Annotated in this window: 29 protein-coding genes, 1 tRNA gene and 1 pseudogene; 18 read left to right on the forward strand and 13 right to left on the reverse strand. The window is 63.1% G+C overall.

The features are described 5' to 3' along the window. Positions 1 to 128 precede the first annotated feature (128 nt). Together P6U31_RS19500 and P6U31_RS19505 are read right to left on the reverse strand one after the other, a co-directional pair. On the reverse strand, positions 129 to 791 hold the full coding sequence (locus tag P6U31_RS19500) for a cold-shock protein (RefSeq protein ID WP_407183295.1): 663 nt from the start codon (positions 789 to 791) through the stop codon (positions 129 to 131). Positions 792 to 988: 197 nt separating this feature from the next. Then, complete coding sequence (locus tag P6U31_RS19505) at positions 989 to 1,747, reverse strand: SIR2 family NAD-dependent protein deacylase (protein ID WP_407183296.1); 759 nt, start codon at positions 1,745 to 1,747, stop codon at positions 989 to 991. 241 nt (positions 1,748 to 1,988) lie between these two features. On the opposite strand from P6U31_RS19505, the gene P6U31_RS19510 reads away from it, so the two are divergent. Continuing rightward, positions 1,989 to 2,153 (forward strand): hypothetical protein, encoded by a 165-nt coding sequence (locus tag P6U31_RS19510; protein WP_162832225.1) that lies wholly within the window; start codon positions 1,989 to 1,991, stop codon positions 2,151 to 2,153. 71 nt (positions 2,154 to 2,224) lie between these two features. On the opposite strand, the gene P6U31_RS19515 is transcribed toward P6U31_RS19510, so the two are convergent. Then, the gene (locus tag P6U31_RS19515; protein ID WP_407183297.1) at positions 2,225 to 2,512 is read right to left on the reverse strand and encodes a hypothetical protein; all 288 of its coding nucleotides are present in this window, start codon (positions 2,510 to 2,512) and stop codon (positions 2,225 to 2,227) included. Between the two features lie 245 nt (positions 2,513 to 2,757). On the opposite strand from P6U31_RS19515, the gene P6U31_RS19520 reads away from it, so the two are divergent. After that, entirely contained in the window at positions 2,758 to 3,024 is a 267-nt protein-coding gene (locus P6U31_RS19520) for a hypothetical protein (RefSeq protein WP_407183298.1), read from the forward strand. Between the two features lie 73 nt (positions 3,025 to 3,097). Beyond that, a complete protein-coding gene (locus P6U31_RS19525) occupies positions 3,098 to 3,223 on the forward strand; it encodes a hypothetical protein (protein WP_407183299.1) in 126 nt (41 codons plus the stop codon). Here P6U31_RS19525 and P6U31_RS19530 read toward each other — a convergent pair. Both P6U31_RS19530 and P6U31_RS19535 read right to left on the reverse strand, forming a co-directional pair. Next, positions 3,220 to 3,417 (reverse strand): hypothetical protein, encoded by a 198-nt coding sequence (locus P6U31_RS19530; RefSeq protein ID WP_407183301.1) that lies wholly within the window; start codon positions 3,415 to 3,417, stop codon positions 3,220 to 3,222. The genes P6U31_RS19525 and P6U31_RS19530 overlap by 4 nt on opposite strands. Before the next feature lie 1,073 nt (positions 3,418 to 4,490). Continuing rightward, positions 4,491 to 4,628, reverse strand: coding sequence for a hypothetical protein (locus tag P6U31_RS19535; protein ID WP_407183302.1), 138 nt, complete (start codon positions 4,626 to 4,628; stop codon positions 4,491 to 4,493). Between the two features lie 453 nt (positions 4,629 to 5,081). Between P6U31_RS19535 and P6U31_RS19540 the strand changes: the two genes are divergently transcribed. Beyond that, on the forward strand, positions 5,082 to 5,258 hold the full coding sequence (locus P6U31_RS19540) for a hypothetical protein (protein WP_407183303.1): 177 nt from the start codon (positions 5,082 to 5,084) through the stop codon (positions 5,256 to 5,258). A gap of 50 nt (positions 5,259 to 5,308) precedes the next feature. Here the strand turns inward: P6U31_RS19540 and P6U31_RS19545 are convergent, their stop codons facing one another. Further along, positions 5,309 to 5,605 carry an HU family DNA-binding protein gene (locus tag P6U31_RS19545; protein WP_008558895.1) on the reverse strand — a complete coding sequence of 99 codons (297 nt, stop codon included), beginning with the start codon at positions 5,603 to 5,605 and terminating at the stop codon, positions 5,309 to 5,311. Positions 5,606 to 5,953: 348 nt separating this feature from the next. Here P6U31_RS19545 and P6U31_RS19550 point away from each other — a divergent pair, with 348 nt between their 5' ends. After that, positions 5,954 to 6,445: a hypothetical protein gene (locus P6U31_RS19550; protein WP_407183304.1), complete on the forward strand. Its 492-nt coding sequence runs from the start codon at positions 5,954 to 5,956 to the stop codon at positions 6,443 to 6,445. A 213-nt stretch (positions 6,446 to 6,658) separates the two neighbouring features. After that, complete coding sequence (locus tag P6U31_RS19555; protein WP_407183305.1) at positions 6,659 to 6,961, forward strand: hypothetical protein; 303 nt, start codon at positions 6,659 to 6,661, stop codon at positions 6,959 to 6,961. A gap of 567 nt (positions 6,962 to 7,528) precedes the next feature. On the opposite strand, the gene P6U31_RS19560 is transcribed toward P6U31_RS19555, so the two are convergent. Both P6U31_RS19560 and P6U31_RS19565 read right to left on the reverse strand, forming a co-directional pair. Next, positions 7,529 to 7,753, reverse strand: coding sequence for a hypothetical protein (locus P6U31_RS19560; protein ID WP_407183306.1), 225 nt, complete (start codon positions 7,751 to 7,753; stop codon positions 7,529 to 7,531). Further along, positions 7,750 to 7,983 (reverse strand): hypothetical protein, encoded by a 234-nt coding sequence (locus P6U31_RS19565; protein ID WP_407183307.1) that lies wholly within the window; start codon positions 7,981 to 7,983, stop codon positions 7,750 to 7,752. The genes P6U31_RS19560 and P6U31_RS19565 overlap by 4 nt, the downstream gene beginning before the upstream one ends. A gap of 99 nt (positions 7,984 to 8,082) precedes the next feature. Between P6U31_RS19565 and P6U31_RS19570 the strand changes: the two genes are divergently transcribed. Both P6U31_RS19570 and P6U31_RS19575 read left to right on the forward strand, forming a co-directional pair. Continuing rightward, positions 8,083 to 8,274 carry a DUF3072 domain-containing protein gene (locus P6U31_RS19570; protein ID WP_407183308.1) on the forward strand — a complete coding sequence of 64 codons (192 nt, stop codon included), beginning with the start codon at positions 8,083 to 8,085 and terminating at the stop codon, positions 8,272 to 8,274. 58 nt (positions 8,275 to 8,332) lie between these two features. After that, entirely contained in the window at positions 8,333 to 8,485 is a 153-nt protein-coding gene (locus tag P6U31_RS19575) for a hypothetical protein (protein ID WP_157783960.1), read from the forward strand. A gap of 136 nt (positions 8,486 to 8,621) precedes the next feature. On the opposite strand, the gene P6U31_RS19580 is transcribed toward P6U31_RS19575, so the two are convergent. Continuing rightward, positions 8,622 to 8,822 (reverse strand): hypothetical protein, encoded by a 201-nt coding sequence (locus P6U31_RS19580; RefSeq protein ID WP_407183309.1) that lies wholly within the window; start codon positions 8,820 to 8,822, stop codon positions 8,622 to 8,624. 93 nt (positions 8,823 to 8,915) lie between these two features. Between P6U31_RS19580 and P6U31_RS19585 the strand changes: the two genes are divergently transcribed. From P6U31_RS19585 to P6U31_RS19595, 3 genes and pseudogenes are all read left to right on the forward strand, one after another. Then, positions 8,916 to 9,575, forward strand: a complete 660-nt coding sequence (locus P6U31_RS19585; protein ID WP_407183310.1) for an oxidoreductase — start codon at positions 8,916 to 8,918, stop codon at positions 9,573 to 9,575. Positions 9,576 to 10,007: 432 nt separating this feature from the next. Further along, positions 10,008 to 10,865, forward strand: a pseudogene (locus tag P6U31_RS19590) (tannase/feruloyl esterase family alpha/beta hydrolase); the annotation flags it as partial. A gap of 168 nt (positions 10,866 to 11,033) precedes the next feature. Further along, positions 11,034 to 11,450, forward strand: a complete 417-nt coding sequence (locus P6U31_RS19595; RefSeq protein WP_407189891.1) for a tannase/feruloyl esterase family alpha/beta hydrolase — start codon at positions 11,034 to 11,036, stop codon at positions 11,448 to 11,450. 724 nt (positions 11,451 to 12,174) lie between these two features. Here P6U31_RS19595 and P6U31_RS19600 read toward each other — a convergent pair. Next, positions 12,175 to 12,321, reverse strand: coding sequence for a hypothetical protein (locus P6U31_RS19600; protein ID WP_407183311.1), 147 nt, complete (start codon positions 12,319 to 12,321; stop codon positions 12,175 to 12,177). Here P6U31_RS19600 and P6U31_RS19605 point away from each other — a divergent pair. Beyond that, the gene (locus P6U31_RS19605; protein WP_407183312.1) at positions 12,320 to 12,772 is read left to right on the forward strand and encodes a VOC family protein; all 453 of its coding nucleotides are present in this window, start codon (positions 12,320 to 12,322) and stop codon (positions 12,770 to 12,772) included. The genes P6U31_RS19600 and P6U31_RS19605 overlap by 2 nt on opposite strands. Positions 12,773 to 13,064: 292 nt before the next feature. Then, complete coding sequence (locus P6U31_RS19610) at positions 13,065 to 13,703, forward strand: glutathione S-transferase family protein (protein WP_407183313.1); 639 nt, start codon at positions 13,065 to 13,067, stop codon at positions 13,701 to 13,703. A gap of 127 nt (positions 13,704 to 13,830) precedes the next feature. Here the strand turns inward: P6U31_RS19610 and P6U31_RS19615 are convergent, their stop codons facing one another. From P6U31_RS19615 to P6U31_RS19625, 3 genes are read right to left on the reverse strand one after another with little or no spacing between them, the layout of a single operon-like run. Continuing rightward, complete coding sequence (locus tag P6U31_RS19615) at positions 13,831 to 13,998, reverse strand: hypothetical protein (protein ID WP_407183314.1); 168 nt, start codon at positions 13,996 to 13,998, stop codon at positions 13,831 to 13,833. 6 nt (positions 13,999 to 14,004) lie between these two features. Next, the gene (locus tag P6U31_RS19620; RefSeq protein ID WP_407183315.1) at positions 14,005 to 14,250 is read right to left on the reverse strand and encodes a hypothetical protein; all 246 of its coding nucleotides are present in this window, start codon (positions 14,248 to 14,250) and stop codon (positions 14,005 to 14,007) included. Positions 14,251 to 14,309: 59 nt separating this feature from the next. Beyond that, complete coding sequence (locus P6U31_RS19625) at positions 14,310 to 14,564, reverse strand: PilZ domain-containing protein (protein WP_407183316.1); 255 nt, start codon at positions 14,562 to 14,564, stop codon at positions 14,310 to 14,312. Between the two features lie 226 nt (positions 14,565 to 14,790). On the opposite strand from P6U31_RS19625, the gene P6U31_RS19630 reads away from it, so the two are divergent. The 5 genes from P6U31_RS19630 (at position 14,791) to P6U31_RS19650 (ending at position 18,554) form a co-directional block, all read left to right on the forward strand. Next, positions 14,791 to 14,865 (forward strand) — tRNA-Glu (locus P6U31_RS19630). A gap of 462 nt (positions 14,866 to 15,327) precedes the next feature. Beyond that, complete coding sequence (locus tag P6U31_RS19635) at positions 15,328 to 15,954, forward strand: PilZ domain-containing protein (RefSeq protein WP_407183317.1); 627 nt, start codon at positions 15,328 to 15,330, stop codon at positions 15,952 to 15,954. A gap of 120 nt (positions 15,955 to 16,074) precedes the next feature. Then, positions 16,075 to 16,317 (forward strand): hypothetical protein, encoded by a 243-nt coding sequence (locus P6U31_RS19640; protein WP_407183318.1) that lies wholly within the window; start codon positions 16,075 to 16,077, stop codon positions 16,315 to 16,317. A 545-nt stretch (positions 16,318 to 16,862) separates the two neighbouring features. After that, positions 16,863 to 17,903, forward strand: a complete 1,041-nt coding sequence (locus P6U31_RS19645) for a PrsW family glutamic-type intramembrane protease (RefSeq protein ID WP_407183319.1) — start codon at positions 16,863 to 16,865, stop codon at positions 17,901 to 17,903. A gap of 72 nt (positions 17,904 to 17,975) precedes the next feature. After that, a complete protein-coding gene (locus P6U31_RS19650; protein ID WP_407183320.1) occupies positions 17,976 to 18,554 on the forward strand; it encodes an HdeD family acid-resistance protein in 579 nt (192 codons plus the stop codon). The last annotated feature ends 159 nt before the right edge of the window (positions 18,555 to 18,713 follow it).

Here is an 18,713-nt window from a genome sequence, read left to right on the forward strand (position 1 = left end):
AACCGGCGATCGCCGGAAAAGCCAGAGACGCCCCGGCCGGCCGGAGCGCCTCAATTGCTCACGATTGCGGGAATTGAAAGCTCGCGTGTCTTTCCGGAAAACCGCTTCGCAACTTTCCGGATCATGCCTTAGTGCGATTGCAATCCCGGCGATCCGGTCTCGGGATGAATCTCGGCCGCCATCATGCCTTTGGAGCCGGGCCCGAAGCGGACCAGGACATACTGACCGGGGCGGAGCTCGGTCATGCCGAAGCGGCGCAGCGTCTCCATGTGCACGAAGATGTCGGGCGTGCCCTCGCCGCAGGTCAGGAAGCCGAAGCCGCGCAGCCGGTTGAACCATTTGACTTGGGCCCGTTCCAGCCCGCTGGTCGGGGTGACCGTGACATGGGTACGCGGCGGCAGCATCTGGGCCGGATGGATCGCGGTCGACTCGTCCATCGAGACCACACGGAACGCCTGGTAACCCTTGGCGCGCTGGATGCACTCGACGACGATGCGGGCGCCCTCGTAAGCGGTCTGGAAGCCGTCGCGCCTCAGCACGGTGACGTGCAGCAGCACGTCGGGCCAGCCATTGTCCGGAACGATGAAGCCGTAGCCTTTGGAGGCATCGAACCATTTGATGACGCCGTGGACTTCAACGAGATTGGCGCTCGCCTCACCCAACCCGCTGAAGGGATTGAGCCCGCTTTCCCGACCGGCACCGCCGTGCTCGCCCGGCGTCATCCGCCCGGGCGATACTCCCTGCCCGGGAACCCCGAGCTTCTTGGACTCAAATCCGTCCGACGACCCCATAACCCCGGACCCCACACTGTCATGCGACCCGCCTCAGCAGCGGCGTCGAATCACGCGTCTTTCGAGAACCTTCTCAACTGGACGCGACGCGAATCTTTCGACTCAAAAGATAACACTCCCGGTTGCGAGGCATAGATAAAAAAGAGATTCGCCGGAACCTATGAACAGCTTGCACAGCCGCGAATCAAATTGATGCCTCAATTGCCGACAAAGGGCCCGAGCGCTTCGCCGATATCGTGGTGGATGACGAGATCGGCAATGTCGTCCTGCTCGGTCGGCTCGCGATTGATGATCACCAAACGTGCACCGGCGTTCTTTGCCATCATCGGAAAGCCCGCCGCCGGCCAGACCACAAGCGAGGAACCGATCGCGATGAAGAGATCGCAGGCGCGCGACAGTGCGGTCGCGCGCTGCATTTCATCATCCGGCATCATCTGCCCGAACGAGATCGTGGCGGTCTTCACCGGCTCGTCGCAGGCGGTGCAATTCGGCGCACCGTCATCCTCGAAGCGGCGCTTCACCCAGTCGAGGGAATAAACCTGCCCGCATCCGATGCAGCGCGCGTAAGTTGTATTGCCGTGCAGTTCAATCACGTGCTCGGCGGCGAAGCCGGAGGCCTGGTGCAGATTATCGATGTTCTGGGTGATGACGGCGGGAACCTTGCCGGCGCGGTAGAGCGAGGCCAGCGCGCGATGGCCGCGGCCGGGCTTCGCCGCCGCGAAGACCTCGTCCATCGCAAAACGGCGACGCCAGGATTCCTCCCGCGCCTCCTGGCTTGCGACAAATTCGCCGAACTCGATCGGACGATAGCGCGTCCAAATTCCGCCCGGCGAGCGGAAGTCGGGAATGCCGCACTCGGTCGAGATGCCGGCGCCGGTGAACGGGACGATCACCCGCGCTTCGGCGATCATGTTACCGAGCTGTTCAACGCCGCTCTGAAGATTCGATGCAATCAATTGCGGCCTCCCGATTCGATCTGCCGTTGCAGCAACATACGCAAGCGGCAAGATTGTTGACGCAGTTATCAAGCGCTCACGCGATGCGCTCGGCAATTTCTTCCGACCCTCGCATATCACAATCCTGCAATGCCTCCTCCCCATTGACGCCCCATTCGGGAGCATCAATGGATATGTGAATGCGACTCAAGACGATGCGGCGGCAGTGCTTGAGTTCACCAGTAGACTCGAGGGGATGGCCATGACCGAAGACGAAGAACGCAAAGCCCGTGAGCGCGACGAGATCGCCGCCCGTGTCGCCGCCTTCCGTGCCACGCAGGAAAAATTTAAGCGCGAGCGCGAAGAGTATTTCGTGTCGACGTTGGAGAACGCCCGCAAGGTCGAACGGCCCTCGCTTTGGCCGTAAGACGCGCCTGATGAATGCGCGTGAAAAAAGCCCGGAGCATCGCTCCGGGCTTTTCGCTTGTCAGGCGGTCGTTACCAATGGCTCCAGTAGTGGTGGTGCCGGTAGTACGGTCCGCCGTAATAGGCGTAAGGGCCCGGCCCGTAGTAATAGTCGGGGCCGTCATAATAGCCGTAGCGGGGTCCGTAATAGCCGTAGGGGTGGGACGCAGCGACCGCGCCCGCGGTGATCGCGCCGGCGGCGAGGCCAAATGCGAGTCCCGGGCCGATGCCACGCCCGCGTGCCTCGGCAGGCGCAGGGGCCGCGACCGCGGTCACACCGACGGCTGCGACGGTGGCGAGAACTGCCAGTGTCTTCTTCATGCTCTCCTCCTTCGCGTCTTGCAGAGACAACGACGAGCGTCCGCGATAGTTGCGCGCAGGGTGCGGAACTGCCGGCGGTAAAAAAGCCGATGCAGCCGGAACGAAATCACCGGCTGCGCATTGGTTCTTCAAGTGCGGGAGCCTCCGCCATCCGGGTTGAGGCAACGGCACGAAGACCCCGTCAGCATCTCCGCGATGCTGGCGGGGTTTTTCAGTTTCACGGGAGCAAATGGCAGCAGAGCACAATGACTGCCAGCGGGGCGACGATCGAGGAGGAAGGTTTGCCGTTATCCGCTTTGCTGGCCCGTATTCGTAAATTGGTTCCCAGATCCAATGATCAGCATTACGACGAGATCGTGCGTAGCTTCGGTGTCGGCACGCTGCACCCGCCGCCGACACCGATGAGTGACCGCGAGTTGGCACAGGCCATCGCCGAGTTCCTGAAAGAGCAGCCGTCGAGCGAATCCGTCGCCACCCTCGGCCGCCGGCTCGACCCCTCCTCCCCGGTCTGAGATCCTCCGCGGGCGCAGGGAACCAGGATTGCGCGCGGACGTTGAATCCTTCTTCGCAGAAAAAGAGGCCGACATGCCCGCTTGGCTCGAAGTCCTGCTTAACCTGTCCGGCTATGCCGGTTTCGTGGTGCTCGCCTCGCGCGGCACCGCGGGCCCGCAGGCGCAGGCCGACGACAGGATCTGCCGCGACCAGCGCTAATTGGCGCGCGCCGGCTGGCCTGCCGTACGCACCAGCCGGTCGGCCTTGACCAAAACGCGGCTATCCTCGACCTGCGACCGCAGCGAAAAGCTGATCAGCACGAACGTGACACAGAACAGCGTGCCGACGATGGCGACACGCCGGTAGGTGTGCCGGTCGCCCTGAAAAAAGGACGGCTGTGAAAAAGGGGTCATGACAAATTGCTTCTTGGCAAAGTCGTTTCTTGCTTGTCTTTGCCAGACACCTACTCCACGCAGCGGCAGGTGCAACGCGATTGGGCTTTTAACCTAACCGAATAGGGTTATCGGCTTTCGGGCAAAGGATCGTTAGGAGTTTGCCGAGCGCCTCCCACCGCGGCGAGCCGCTGTCTCTATCGCGCCGAGCCCGGCTGCGACGGCTCGCGGCTTTGCCGACCGGCTTTGTTCCAGCTTCGACACCATTTCGTTCTCGAAGAACGAATCGGAATCGAAGAAATCGGCGCGGAGCAGCTCTTAACAAAACGTGCAGGTCGCACGCACGACGATCCGATCATGGCGCATCAGACGACGGCACATCGGAAGAGGTGCATCAGGAGCCGTCGAGGCCGGCGGGGCATTGCGGCACCGAAGGCCTGCCTTTGCGCAAGCGCGGATGCCGAACACTTTTGCGATCTCGACGTGAGACCAGGACGCGTCCATGTCGCTCTCCCTCGCCTCACTTCTTACGAAGGAGACGCGAAGGTGACTGTGCGAGACCTCACGCTGTCTCGTTCTGACACGCGTGATCGCAGCACCGCCGAGCGGACCCAGCTTGTTCTGCATCCGACTCCATTTCGTTCTCGAAGAACGAATCGGAGTCGCGAAAATCAGCGCGAAGCGATTCCTAACGATCGATGAAAGCGTGCGAGGTGATGTCTGTTGCGGCGGGGCTCATCGCCGGCGTCGGCATAATCATCGACGGTAGGAACTTCGAGACGCCCGCAAACACGATCACGATCTCGCGGCAAGGTTCGCATCGAAAACTGTTGGCGGAATTCGCCATCATCGGCTTGGCGCATCGGGGGCACGTCATGCAGGCCGAACGCCGACGGCACATTTTCGTTCCCACATGTTCGTATACGAGCCATCAGGAGCGAATGTTCGCGGGGTACCACGACACCTGCCAGGGCGAACTCCAGGTCGGCATGTTGTCGCCTCCGCGCACGCTGCAAGGTCCCATCAAGCGCGGACCACCTGACGGAGGCCGCGCTTGCCGGTGGCGGATCGCGTGTCGCGTCCGCCAACACGAATCAAGCCGCCCGTTTCGCTTTCTCCTCTTTCGAGAAGCATTCCAGGATCTGAATGCGGAGCTCTTCTGCGGCCGGGCCCTCCAGCTTCCTGAGCTCGTTCCACAGCCTGATCACTTCGCGCTGTTTTTCGACGGTCATGAGTCACCTCCCAAGCGATCCACCAAGGCAGGCTCACTAGAACAAAATGAGAACAAAAAGTCCAGCCCCTCGCGCGCAATTTCCCTTGCACGTCGTTGAACCTTTTCGGCGCAGCGCGCACCCATGGAAGCTGGGGATTTCAGCGCCCAGTCATATGGCAGCGCCGCGATCGACGATCATACTCCGTCACCGCGGCGCTGTTGCTTTTTGGATTTTCAACTTTAAGTTAGCACTACGGCTGGCGGCCAGGCGCTGAAATCCCAACGCCGCCGGCCAGAAGAGCCCCGTGCGAAAGCGCGGGGTTTTTCATCGCCGCAGCTCGCGGCCGGCGCAGTCGTGGCGCTCGGGAACGAACTTTCGCTTCGTCGCATTGATCCGCCAAAACGGTGCTGCCCACCGCGCGATGCGGCAGTTGCCGAGACGCGCACCGCGTCCTTGCCTTCGAGGTAGCAATTGATCTGCGAGTTCTGTGAGACCGACATCCCGATCGGACTTGCGGTCTGCCCGGCTTGCGGAAAGCCGCAGAGCGCGCCCGGACAGGCCGGCCGCAGCTCTCTGTGGCTTGTCCTGATCGTCGTGGTGATGTTCGGCATCGCGGTTGCCGAGCACCACCTTGTGTTCAGCCCTTGATGGTTGCGCCGTCTTGCGAGGGTGTTAGCCGCAACGAGGTCGCTGGCGCGTCAGACGGCGTCCTTGGCCACCTTCAGCGGCGAGGCCTTCACCGACTTGCTCGCGGGCTTGGCCGCAAACTGCATCGGCTCTTTGGTGAAGGGATTGATGCCCATGCGGGCCTCGGTCGCCGGCTTGTTCACGACCGACATCTTCACGAAGCCGGGGATGACGAACTCGCCGGACTCGTTGAGCTCCTTGTAGCCGACCGTCGCCATGTACTCGATCACCGACTTCACGTCGTTCTTCGAAAGCTGCGTGCCCTCGGCAATTGCATCAATCAATTGGGTTTTCGTCATCTTCGCCATGTCTGAATTCCTTGTGTGCGCGCGAGCATCTGCTTGCCCGCGGCCTGAAGCGCGGGGGACGCGCTGCTGATGTCATGCCAGAGGCCATGAAGTGACGGGGCTTAGAACCCATCGAGGCCGAAAACGCAAGCTTGGGTTCTGCCGGGTTCCCGACTTCCTGTGAAAGACGCTGTAGGGGCTTGCAATTTCGTTTGAACCATTTCGCCGCTGGCGCGTCTTATCAACGAAGTCCCTAAGCTTCACCCACCAGAGAGCCCCGCTTCCCCCAGGCGGGGTTTTCGCTTTTGCGTGCCTGGCAGAACGCCCGCGGCTGCTATAAGCCGCGACAAGGTTTCTCGCGGGGAGCTCATGAAGGTCGCTATCGTCGTCGCAGGTTTGATCGTCGTTGCCGTTGCAGCCCTCGTTGCGATCCAGCCGAGCTTCCTGAAGCCGGCGTCCCTCGCCCTCGTCAAGAAGTCCGACATCTTCGGCTTCTCGCCCGGCATGACATCTGACGAGACCAGCAAGCTCGTCAGTCAACGCCATTATCTCTGCCGCCAGGGCCCCGGCTCGTACACCCTCGAATGCGACATCAACGGCGCCAAGGTCTTGGTCGAGAGCGACGCGGCCGACGCGAGGCATCCGATCTGGCGTGTCAGCGCGACACTGAACAAGCCGGGATCGCAGGAAGCTGCCGTCCAATCGATCTCCGAGCAGTTCAATGCGCAAGCCATCAAGGACCGGGATGGGTGGACATGGATCGTCGGGCGCGGGTTCAAGCTGGGCTACGATGGCCGCGCCTTGAATCTTATGGACGAGGCGGCGGAGGCCCGGCTCCGCAAGGACGAAGCAAAGCGCTAAAGCATGATCCGGAGGGCCGCGTTAGCGCAAGCTGCGAAGCGATTTTCGGAACAATCATGCACAATCTAAAGCGCGATGATGATTGGTCTGAATCTCATCGCGCTTTAGAGTCACCTCGTCGTGAAACTTGTGTCTTCGGCCGGCTTGTTGACACTTCAGTAACCCAACGCCGCCAAGCTCCATGCAGTCTCGTTGCGTTGGAGTATCCCCACAGTGCTGGATTTTGACGAGCTGCGTGAACTCGCAGCCGATGTTCGTGTCTTCGTTGAACTCGCCGAAGACAAGGCCGAAGCGCTCAGAGCCGTCATCGCGGCCTATGACGTGGTGCTGGCGATCTTCCCCACCGCCGAGGGCATGGGCCTGCACGTCATCAAGGGCGGCCAGATCCTGGACGAGATTGCAAGATCACGGAGCCATGCACTCTACAGTCATACGGCCGTTGCAGTCCCCGACCTGCAACATGCACAAGCGCTCAAGCTGCTGACGGCCCCGGTCGCACAACGGATGGCGGCCTAAGCCTAAGCCGGATCTCACAACGCCCCGCGGCGCGATGACGCTTCATTCTCATCGCGTTGCGCTCGCGTTGGAACCTGCTCTACGAATATCGTCCTCCTGAACGCCTCCTCTGGAACATGCCTTCCGCGCTCCCGTTGGCTTTGCGGCATGAGCAATGACGGCATGAGCAGGGGCGGAATGATGAGGCCCGATGCCTCCGGTCAGGGCGGCTCCGACCCGGGCAGCGACCAGGGCGGCACCAAGGCTCGCAGCAACATGAAGTAGGCCACGCCTTCTGCACAGCTTACCTTTGGCCGCGTCGCTTCCCATGGAACGGCGCGGCCATCTCATGTTTAGGCCGCCTCACTCCTCCGATGACGGCTAAAGCATGATCCGGACCCGCAGGGCCGCGTTAGCGCAAAGTACGAAGCGGTGTTCCGGAAACATCATGCGCAAACGACAAGCTTAAGCGCGATTGACGATTCATCTAGATCGCATCGCGCTTAGTCCCGGAGCTGGTTGACGATCCCGCGCGGGATCCATGATCCCAGCGCAGCGCCGAGGTTCGGCGGCAAAGCCGACAGCCCCTCACCGAACATCCCCGGCCTTCCGGCTGTCACCGATCGAGACCGGCTTGTTCAGGAAATACTCGCGGTTGCCGGTCGCGGCTTCCGCGTACTGGTCGATGGCGACGATGATGGCCTGGACGTGGGCATAGCACCAGCCTTCCCGCGTCGCCCGCCGACGAACGTCCTCGAGCGCGGTCAGGAAGGGCGACAGCTCTCGCTCGTCGTCGAACCACCGCCTGCTCACCACGTCCTCCCGCCGAGCACCCTGCCCTTGGTCTGGCGCGGCTCTGCTGCCTTCAACGCGTCGCGCTCCGCGCACAGGCTCTCGACCTTCGCCTCCATCCGCGACAGCAGCGCTTCGGCCGAGGCTGTGCCGATCCCCGCCCGTTGCAGCTGGAGGATCTCCTTCCTCTGCCTGCCCATCTGGATGCGCATCCGTTCGATTTCCCGCCTGAGAAAGTCCAGGTCCGGCATTGTTCCGCCTCGCGAATTCTAGATATGACAGCATGAGAACAAAAACGGAACGAAGAGTCGAGTCCGACGTTCTACGGAAAGCGGAAAAGGAGATTTGCAATGGCCGACAACACCCAGAAGGACCCGAAGGACTGGGTTTCCGGCGACGACCCGATGACCGGAGCCCAGGAATCCTATCTCAAGACCCTCGCCGAGCAGGCGCACGAGAGCCCGCCCGAGGGCGAGCTGACCAAGGCCGAAGCCTCGGAGCTGATCGACAAGATGCGGCAAAAGGCCGGGTTGGAGCAGTGAGCCGTCCGATTGCCGGAACTCGGCTCCGTGCGTATGCAAACGAAATTGGGAATCGAGAATGCCTTATTTCGTTTGTGCCCGCGACGGAGCGGGCCAGATCATCTTGAAGAGAGACACAAGGGAAGCGGCCGAGAAAAAGGCCGCCGAGCTCCGCGACATGGGCTATTTCGAAGTCGAGATCGTTGCGAAGGGTGACGAGGAGACGGCGTGAGGGAGTGGCACGGTCGATGGGGTTAGCCGCGCACAATAGCACAATCGCTCCCGCACTAGCTGCTATCAGGGCCCAGCCAATCTGCCCGCGGCCCCCACGGCCAATGCGACGACGAGTTGGGTCCGCACGGAGTGCATCAAAGACCCAGCAAGCCGGTGATCGCAGGCACGAGGAAAAAGGCGGCGATCCCGAGAAGAAGGCCGACGACAATGCGTGCAGTGCGGCCGTGAATCATCGTATCGAGCCACGCACAGATGGCCACCGCAGCCTGTCTCAGCCAGCTGCCCACGAGGGCTCTGACGAGATCGAGCAAAAGCTCTGCAAGGAATGCGACCATGGCCTTTGGTCGGCGCCACCTCTGGCGGGGTTCATCAGCCGGTCATCGCGGTGTCTACAAGCGATCACGCAATCAGCACAAAACCGGGCTTGAATGAAAACCGCATTGGTCTTCGGCGCAACCGGCTTCATCGGCTCGCATCTGCTACGCGACCTGTTGGACAGTCCGGACTATTCGCGGGTGGTGGCGGTGGCCCGCAAGCCGCTGACGGTGAGCCATCCGAAGCTCCCAGTGCTGATCGGCGATCTCGCGTCCCTGCCCGCACTCAAGCCGCAATTGGTTGCGGACGAGATCTTCATTGCGCTGGGGACGACGCGCAAGCACACGCCTGAGGAGGCCGAGTACTACAAGATCGATCATGACTATCCGCTGCTCGCGGCCGAGATCGCCAGGGCGAACGGCGCACGGTCGGTGTTTCTGGTCACGGCCGTCGGCGCTAACGCCGCTTCCAGCGTGTTCTATCTCAGGACCAAGGGCGAGGTGGAGCAGGACATTCTCGCGCTCGATTTCGAGCACACGCATATTTTCCGCCCGTCGATGATCCTCGGCGCGCGCGACGAAGACCGCCCGCGTGAACGCCTCATCATCGCGTTATGGAGCGTGCTCAATCCGCTGCTCGTCGGTCCGGCCGACCGGTATCGCGGCCTCACCGGGAACGACATCGCGCACGCCATCGCCAAAGCTGCGCGGCACCAAACGGAGAAGGTTCGAATCTATCATTGGAAAGAGATGGCGGCCCTGCTTCGGACGTGATGCGGTGCGTAAGATGGGTTGAGCCCTTGCTGTAACCGACGTCTGCAGGCGGCGTAGCATTCGCCGTCCTATTCGATCGGCGTCATCGGCAAGCGCGAAGGCCGGTAGCGGTTGAAAGCTTGCGCCGCTGGACTGCACCTCCCGAATAACACAAGATAGTTGCAGTATCGGTGCACCAGATCGTCCGGGGCCAGGGTGAGCTGCGTGCACCACAGTAAAATCAAAAAACGGCAGGGAAGAACGATGCAGGGAAAGAGAAATCTGGCGCTTGATGGTGCCATGGCTTGCCTGGCTCCAGTCGCAGCCATCATGGTCATTGCGATCTCGCCGGCAAGCGCCGACGATTCAGCCAACATACCACCTGCGCTCAAATGCGCTGACTTGACCGGCTGGACAATGCCGGGATCGACGGCAACAGTCACCAAGGCCGAAATGGTGCCGGAGGCGCCGCCGGGAACCGTGCAGCCGTCGCCGCCGGCGCCGGCCACCGTATCGGTGGCGCTGCCGCCGAACTGCCGCGCGGATGGCGTGATCGATCAGCGCGTGGGGGTCGAGGGCAAGTCCTACGCGATCGGCTTTGCCGTTGCCCTGCCCGATCGCTGGAACGGCCGGTTTTTGTTTCAGGGCGGCGGCGGTTTGAACGGCTCGATCCGGCCGCCGCTGGGTTACCAGGCGGCCGGCGAGGTGCCGGCGTTGGCGCGCGGCTTTGCCGTGGTCTCGACCGATAGCGGTCATCAGGGCGCGGTGTTCGATGCCTCGTTCCTGAAGGACCAGGAAGCCGCGCTCAACTTCGCCAATGCATCGCTCGGCAAGGTGACGATGGCCGCCAAGGCGATCGTCGCGCATTATTATGGCCAGCCCGCAAAACGTTCCTATTTCACGGGGTGCTCGACCGGGGGCCGCGAAGGCATGCTGGCGTCGGCGCGCTATCCCGAACAATTCGACGGCATCGTCGCCGGCGCGCCTGCGATGCGCACCGGCAATTCCAACATCGGCCTCGCCTGGGCCAACGCTGCCTTCAGCCAGATCGCGCCGAAAGATGCGTCCGGCAAGCCGGAGCCCGCCAAGACTTTTTCCGCAGGCGAGCGAAAGCTGATTGCGAACGCGATCCTCGATGCCTGCGACGCCAAGGACGGCGTCAAGGATGGCCTGATCTTCGACAGCAAGGCCTGTCAATTTGATCCCGCGGTCCTCACCTGCAACGGCGACAAGACAGATAACAAGACGGATTCTTGCCTGGCGCCGCCGCAGGTCGACGCCTTGAAGAAAGCTTTCGCTGGACCGAAGAATTCACGCGGCGCGCAGGTCTATCCGCCGTTCCCGTGGGACAGCGGCGTCGCAGCCGAAGGCGTTGCCATTCCCGGCATCCTGACCACTGGCGCACGCAGTCCGGTGGGCCCCCCTGTTTGGGAAAGCATCAACGTCGATCAGCTCGAAGACCGGGTCAACGCGAGCGGGATGGATCGCCTCACCAACACCGCCTACTGGACCAACCTTTCGAGCTACTTCGGCCATGGCGGCAAGCTGCTGTTTTACCACGGTGTCAGCGATCCCTGGTTCTCGGCGCTCGACACCGTGAATTACTATGAGCGCATGGCGGCGGATTCCGGCGGCATGGAATTGGTGCGGGAGACATCGAGCCGGGCTTTCCTGGTGCCAGGCATGGGCCACTGCTCGAGCGGCGCCACGCTCGATCGTTTCGATTTGCTCACCGCCGTCGTGAACTGGGTCGAAGACGGCAAGGCGCCCGATCTGGTGGTCGCGACGGGACCAGCCTTTCCCGGCCGCAGTCGGCCGCTTTGCGCCTATCCGCAACATGCGCACTACAAGGGCCAAGGCGATCCGGAGAGCGCGGCGAGCTTTGAGTGCAAGTAGGGGGTGTGCGCGGTGCTTAGGATGGGTTGAGCCCCTTGCGAAACCCATCTCTTCTCGATCGCCGCCCTCCGTACGTCCGACATAACCCGTCCGCAACGTCAGCTTCCGCTGCGCCAGATTGGCGATGAAGAAGCCTCCAATGCGATCTCAACGTCATCGCTCCCTCACCTCAGGAACGAGTGCGACAGTCCGCGGGCATGCCGCGAGTAAGCAGCAAGAGCGATGGGTTTCGCAAGAGCTCAACCCATCCTACGGGCTACGGCCGCGCTTAGCCCGGCTTGAGGACGCGCCCAGCAGGAAGCCGAAGCCCAAGAACCAGGATTTGCCTCTCCACGCGAGGGCGTGAACTTAGACACGGCTGAAAATAGGCGCAGTAAGGGTCTCGCCGCAGCGGCCACAGGAACGAGTTCGACAAGCCGGAATTCAGTGAAAAGCCGTGCCGGCATGCTTCCCCGCATATCGGCGCTGAAAGCCTGTGGCGGCGCCGCCGCAGGGCTTTTCTTCAGGAGATCGACATGAGTGATCGCACAGGCAATGAACCCGCACCTTTGTTGCTTTTCGGTGTGGCGGTTCTCCCCGTCATCGCGGTGCTAGCTTGGTTCGCGTTCTGAACATCACGCGCGACATTGCCAATTCGGGTTAAGCAAGCAGAGCACGCCGCTGGGCGAACTATTGGATGGCGATGGAATCGAGCCGCATGAGATCTCTTGAGTCCAGGAAAACCTCACGCAATTGAGAGCGCTAGGACATAAGGCGGCACGCAATTGTCGCGCACCCCCTGCACCGTGACGGATTTTGCTGCTATTTGTTGCGCCGTCGTGCCGAAACGGGCGGAAATTCCTACAAGGCTCTGAGAAGGAAAAAGAAACATGCGATACCTCCACACCATGCTGCGCGTGCGCAATCTCGATGTCGCGCTCAAGTTCTACCAGGATGCGCTGGGCTTGAAGGAGGTGCGGCGGATCGAGAACGACAAGGGGCGGTTCACGCTGGTCTTCTTGTGCTCGGCGGACGACCTCGAAGCGCTGAAGAAGCAGCCGCCGACGCGCGGGGCGCCGCTGGTCGAGCTCACCTACAATTGGGACGAGGAGAAGTACGGCGAGGATCGCTTCTTCGGCCATCTCGCCTACGAGGTCGACGATATCTACGCCACCTGCGAGAAGCTGCAAAAGGCCGGCGTCATCATCAACCGGCCGCCGCGCGACGGCAACATGGCCTTCGTCCGCTCGCCGGACCTGCACTCGATCGAGCTGCTCCAAAAGGGCGATCCGAAGCCGCCGCAGGAGCCCTGGGCGTCGATGCCCAACACCGGTCATTGGTAGGCTCCAGCCGCTGGAACAAGGCCTCACCGCCCGCGTTCACCCTCCGACAATGCGATTGGAGGAGGAAATTATGGGACGCGGAATTCTGCTGTGGCTGCTTGGCGTGCCGATCCCGGTGATCATTCTGTTGTGGCTGTTCTTCGGCCGCTGAGCGACAGGTTCGACGTTGCAATGAAAGCTCCGCCGCGTGCGGAGCTTTTTGCATGAGAGGCGCGCCGCAATCGCACATCGCGCGTTTCGGCAAATTCCGCTATCACCCGCGACAAGCGACAACACCGCGGGGAGACGCCTGATGCCCGACGCCAAGCTGACAATCTGGGGCCGCGCCAATTCGGTCAACGTGCAGAAAGTGCTGTGGTGCCTCACCGAGCTCGGCCTCGCTTACGAGCGCATCGACGCCGGCATGAGCTACGGCAGGACGCGCGAGGCCGAGTATCTGGCGATGAATCCCAATGCGCGGATCCCGACCCTGGTCGAGGGCGATTTCGTGCTGTGGGAATCCAATTCGATTCTGCGCTATCTCTGCCTCGCGCATGGCCACGGCACGCCGATCTATCCCGAAGCGCCGAAGCAACGCGCCTCGATCGATCGCTGGCTCGACTGGACGCTGTCGACGGTGCAGCCGGTCGACCGCCCGGTGTTCTGGGGCATCGTGCGCACGGCGCCCGCCGAGCGCGACATGATCCAGGTGCAGCGCGATGCCGACGCCGCCGCAGAGGTCTGGGCGATCGCCGACCGCCTGCTCTCCTCGCGCCGCTTCATGGAGGGCGATGCGTTCACGCTCGCCGACATCGCGCTCGGCGCCTATGCGCGGCGCTGGCTCGGGGTCGAGGGCATCAGCCGGCCGGCGCAGCCGCACCTGACGCGCTGGCTCGCCGAGCTCGGCAAACGGCCCGGATTTGCGCAATATGTCGCACCGCCGATGTCGTGAGCCGGCGGCGCCGCCTAGGCTGCGGTGAGAGCACGAGGAATCGGCGTTTTGGCGCACGCCTCCGGCGGCAACTTTTTGACTTGACGCTACGGTGCATGGGGTTGTTTTCGCGTTTTTGTTTCTTGGCCTAGCGCCAGCCGCGCTCGACCAGCAGCACGCAGATGATCAGCACCAGCGTCACCACAGCGGTCGCCAGCCGTGCCGTCCAGCTGAGGCCGCGGCCGACCCACCACAGCAGCGCGCAATACATCAAGACGGGAACGATGAGGTCGAGGCGCAGCAGATCCGGCGGCATCGGCCTTCAGCGCCTGACGGTGGTGTCGATGCCGATCGAGCCGCCGATCTTCACGCAGGTCCCGGTGCCCTCGACCATGACGAAGCGCGGGCCGTAGGTGGTGCAGGACCCCGCCCGTGCCTTGCCGGCCGCGCCCTTCAGCGGCACGGTCGTGCCCGCCTGGGGCCGCTCGGCAGGCGGCAGACGCAGCGCCTCCGCGGCGGCGGCGGATGTGGCGAGCAACGGGATCACGATGAAGAGCTTCGTAGGCATGGCCGCGTTCTACCCCGAAACGGGCATCGCATGCCAATGGGCGCGGCCCGCGCGCGCGATCAGATGAACTTGATGCCGGCCGATTTGCCGCGGCGCCACACCACCTGGCAGCTCCGCCCGGTGCGCGCATCGCGTGCGAAGGCGAGCCGGATCACGCCCGGGAGCTGGCTCGCGTCCTCGTCCATCGTGATCTTGGCGCCGGAGTCGGAGATGTCCTGGACCAGGCAATGCCGCGCGGCGAAGCCGCCGTCGAGCGTGATCCAGGCGTGCTGCGACAGCAGCTTTCGGGCTGCGCGCTTTTTCGGCAGTGGCATTGGCGAGAGATCTCCCGCTCCAGCGCTACTCAGGGAACCCTAAGAAACCGTTGAAATCGCCCCCTGATCATCCCCCGGCCGGCGCTGTCCACCGGGGGCAAAAGACCGGTCCCGAACGGCTTGCCCGGAGGCAGAAAGGCCACTATACGTTCGCCCGCTGCAAGCCGCCGGGCCCTCTTCGGCCGGCCAGTGGCCGTGCCGGCAAAAACGGCGGGGCCCTGCGTTTGCTCCCTTCGTCTATCGGTTAGGACGCCACCCTTTCACGGTGGAGAGAGCGGTTCGATTCCGCTAGGGAGCGCCAGTGCCGTCAGACCGGAGCGCCCGGGATCTGATCGGCGATGCCAGCGGCCACGCGATCCTAATTCCGCATCCTCTCCCTGCTTTTCCCGTCGCGCATTCCTCTCTATCTCGGCGCGTTCGTCTTTCTGACCGACGGCAGGCGCATTGAAAGCGCGCTGGCAGGGATCAGTATCCGCCTCGAGCCCGCAACGATCGGCGAAGACATCGTCAAGCGCTTCGCATTCTGGTTCGGTCGGATTTCATTAGACATCGCGTCGCGCGGTTGCGCCCACCGCTTCCTCAATGACGACGTTGTGAGCTGGCCCGCAGCAAAACGGGACCTTATGCCGCGCTTTTCGCGACGCGACCGAGGCCGGCATTAACCGGAGATTTACCCCCGCTTTTGAGCGACAGTATCATTTGCTTAGAAGTTCACCGCTACCGTGAAACTACGGAAGCGATCCCCGAACATCATTGGCAGCTCATGTCCGTCGCAGAGTTCCTCAGGCAGCGTGCAGTGGACCTCACCGTGAACGGCAGCTACTCGCTGTCGCGCTGGTACGATTGCGAGGGCAAGCTGCGCAGCTTTGCCTGCCGCACCAAACGCGTCTCGCCCTTCCGCATGATCGTGGACGTGCCCGTTGTCGGCAAGGTCGGTGACCGCCTGACCTCCTACTTCCAGGATTTCGGCGAATTCCAGTGCACCATCAGCGCGACGCTGAAATCAGGCTTCCTGATGGAGCTCGACATGACCCGGGCGCGGCGCGCCTGGATGTCGGAAAAGCTCACCTGGCTCGAAAAGAAGCAGAAGGACGACAGCATCAAGGAATTGCGGCGCGACGCGCGTTTCGTCCCGCAGGTCTCGCACACTGTCCTGACGCTCGCCGACGGCAGCATCCATCCCTGCTTCATCATCGACGTCTCCACTGCGGGGGTCGCGATATCCTGCGAGTACGATCCACCGGTGGGAACGGCGCTTGCCGTCGGCGCCTGCGTCGGGCGGGTCATCCGCAAATTCGACCACGGCTTTGCGGTCAAATTCGCCGAAAAGCAGTCCCGGGACGACCTCGTCCGCCTCGTTGTGCGCTCGCCGCTGCAGCAGTCGGCCTGAGCCGGACCGGCCGTCTTGCCTCCGCATCGCTGCCCTATCGCGGCCCCATTGCGGGATCAGCTTTTGTCGGTCCGGGCCTCGCGCCGGACTTCATTTGCGGACTTGCGATCGGGGGACCGGATGCCAGTCAACAAGATCACCTGGGACAGGGTCGGCCGGGTCACCGAGCCCGGACGCTACATGTACACGTTCGGCTGGCTCACCATCACCGCCGGCGATCTCGAGATCTGGAAGCTCTACCCCCGGGCCGCCTTCACGTTGCTGGCGCAACCCGTCGAGTCCGACGCGTCCCCTGGCGAGGAATTCCATCTCGGCGCTTTCGACATCGCCCCCGACGCGCCGCCGCCGTTCACCACCCATTGACGGCGAAGGCGCCGGCCGTTGCGGGAACGCATGGCATGGCCGTTGCTTTATCATCGCCATGATGCACATCCCCGCCGTCGACCAAACCTTCCTGCTGTTGCTTATCGTGCTCTGTCTCGGCACATGTCTGGTCCGCGTCTTCTGGGAGCTGGAGCAGGTGCGCACGCGCCGGATCGTGCCGCCGCCCCTTGGGCGCACAACGGAGCGCGATTAGCCGGTCAGTCGCGCACGCGCTGCCCGGCAGAAGCCGTCCCGTCGCTTCGCCAGAACATGCCGAGACAGCTGCGCAGTGAATCGAGAAAATCTGCGCATTCCCTTGATCTGACTTGCCAATCGCATCTTGAGCCGGACAGCGAGACCGTTACCACGGATGACGAACAGGCTCCATCATGTCGTTGATTGCGCTTGTACTCTACAGCTTTGCGGGCGAAGACCGATGAATGGAAGCTGCCGCGCTCGTTAAGCGAGCCGATAGCGAGCACATGACACATGGTCGCATCGGTGAATGTAGATAAGCGGACCAAGGGAACCTATTTTCGGCGCCGATGTACCTGATTGAAGCGTTGCCCACCGTCATCGGAACTGCCGCCGTCGCCCCGGCGCTGCTGATGCTGTGGCTCGTCATCGCCGCTGAAGAGCGCCCTGGCCCGCCCACCCAGGTCTGGACCGCCTTCCTGTTGGGGGCGGCCAGCATCTCCCTGCTCGGCCTTGCCCGGGCCCCCTTTGCCAAGATGGTCGCAGCCCCAGACGATCCCTGGGCGGCGCTGGCTATGCATTCGATCTTCGGCGTCGCGCTGCCGGAGGAAGCGGTCAAGGTGATCGCCATCGTCCTGGTCTCCTCGACCAAGCGACGGACCTTTGCCAATCCGATGGACACCGTGGTCTACGGCGCCGCGGTCGGCCTCGGCTTCGCCGCTTACGAGAATCTGGCCTATCTGGTTCAGCACGCCGAGATGTGGCGCTCGCTGGCCGCCTTGCGCAGCGTGCTGACCGTGCCGTTCCACGGCGCGCTCGGCATCATCGCGGGCGCCTACCTGACGATCGCGCGCGCCGGCACCGCGCTCGGCGCCAACCGCCACCACCGCGACTGGGCCCGGCTCTCCAGCCGCCTCCTGTTGCTGGCCGGCCCGCTCGCGCTGCATTCGGCCTTCGATTTCCCCCTGCTCACCCTCCAGCGCATGCCGGACCTCGATCCGACGCTGCGGATCTGGCTCGGCGCCGCGAGCCTGTTGATCGGATTCAGCTCGATCGCCTTCGCGATCCGCCTGGTCCGGCGCGTCGCCCGCCACCATGCCCCCCGGACCGATGTCGCGCGCGAGCGGCTCAGCCAGCTCCGCCGGATGTGGGCGCTGCTGCTTGCCGGCGGCGGCTTCGGCTTCATCGGGCTCGCCTTCGTGCTGACCTCGATCCATCACTGGCTCATCAACCCCGAGCGCAATCTGACGCTGGCCCTGATCCCGATCGGCTTCGTCTCGATCCTGCTCGGCCTTGCACTTCTGATTGTCACAACGGCCATCTACATTCTCGGCCGCAACCGCATCCGCACCAGCGCGGAGGGCTTTTCCTCGGCGCCCGGGGGCGGGTGAGCCTTGCGGGATGGCGAGCGCACCGCGCCTAGATTAGATTGAGCGCTGACCCTCCCGATCTGGAGCCTGCCGATGACATCGCCTGAGGATTTTTCACGGCTGCAATCCGTCATGAACCGGACGGTCAAGGCGCATTGGAAGGCCTTCCTGTTCGAAGGCATCCTGCTTGCCGTGCTCGGCCTCGCCGCCCTGATCCTGCCGCCGCTCGCGAGCCTTGCGATTGCGATCTTCCTCGGCTGGATGTTCCTGATCAGCGGCATAGGCGGGCTGATCGTGACCTATTGGGCGCGCAGCATGCCGGGCTTCTGGTGGTCGCTGGTCTCGGCGGCGCTCGCCGTGCTCGCCGGCATGCTGCTGCTCGCCCGGCCGATGCAGGCCGTGCTGACGCTCACCATCGTGCTTGGCGCCTACTTCCTCGCCGAGGGCGTCGCCACCATTATGTACGCGCTGGAGCACCGCCGCGAGTTGAGCAGCCGCTGGTCGTGGCTGCTGATCTCGGGCCTCCTCGACATCGCGATCTCGTTCATGGTGATCACGGGCCTGCCGAGCTCGGCGGAATGGGCGATCGGCATCCTCGTCGGTATCAACCTGCTGTTCGGCGGCGCCAGCCTGATCGGCATGGCGCTGGCGGCGCGCAATAGCAACACCTGACCCGCCTCGTCGCCCGCGTCGCCGATTGGGGGGTGACAAGGTGCCATTGGCGCGCTATATGGCCTGCCATGATCACCGTCGCCGCCAGCTATTTTTGGTACTTTAGCTACGACAGCTCGCTGGCGGCAGGAGGATCGCGCTCAATCTGAAATATTGCAG

Origin of the sequence: Bradyrhizobium centrosematis (genome assembly GCF_045571495.1) — a bacterium.
Taxonomy (GTDB): domain Bacteria; phylum Pseudomonadota; class Alphaproteobacteria; order Rhizobiales; family Xanthobacteraceae; genus Bradyrhizobium; species Bradyrhizobium centrosematis.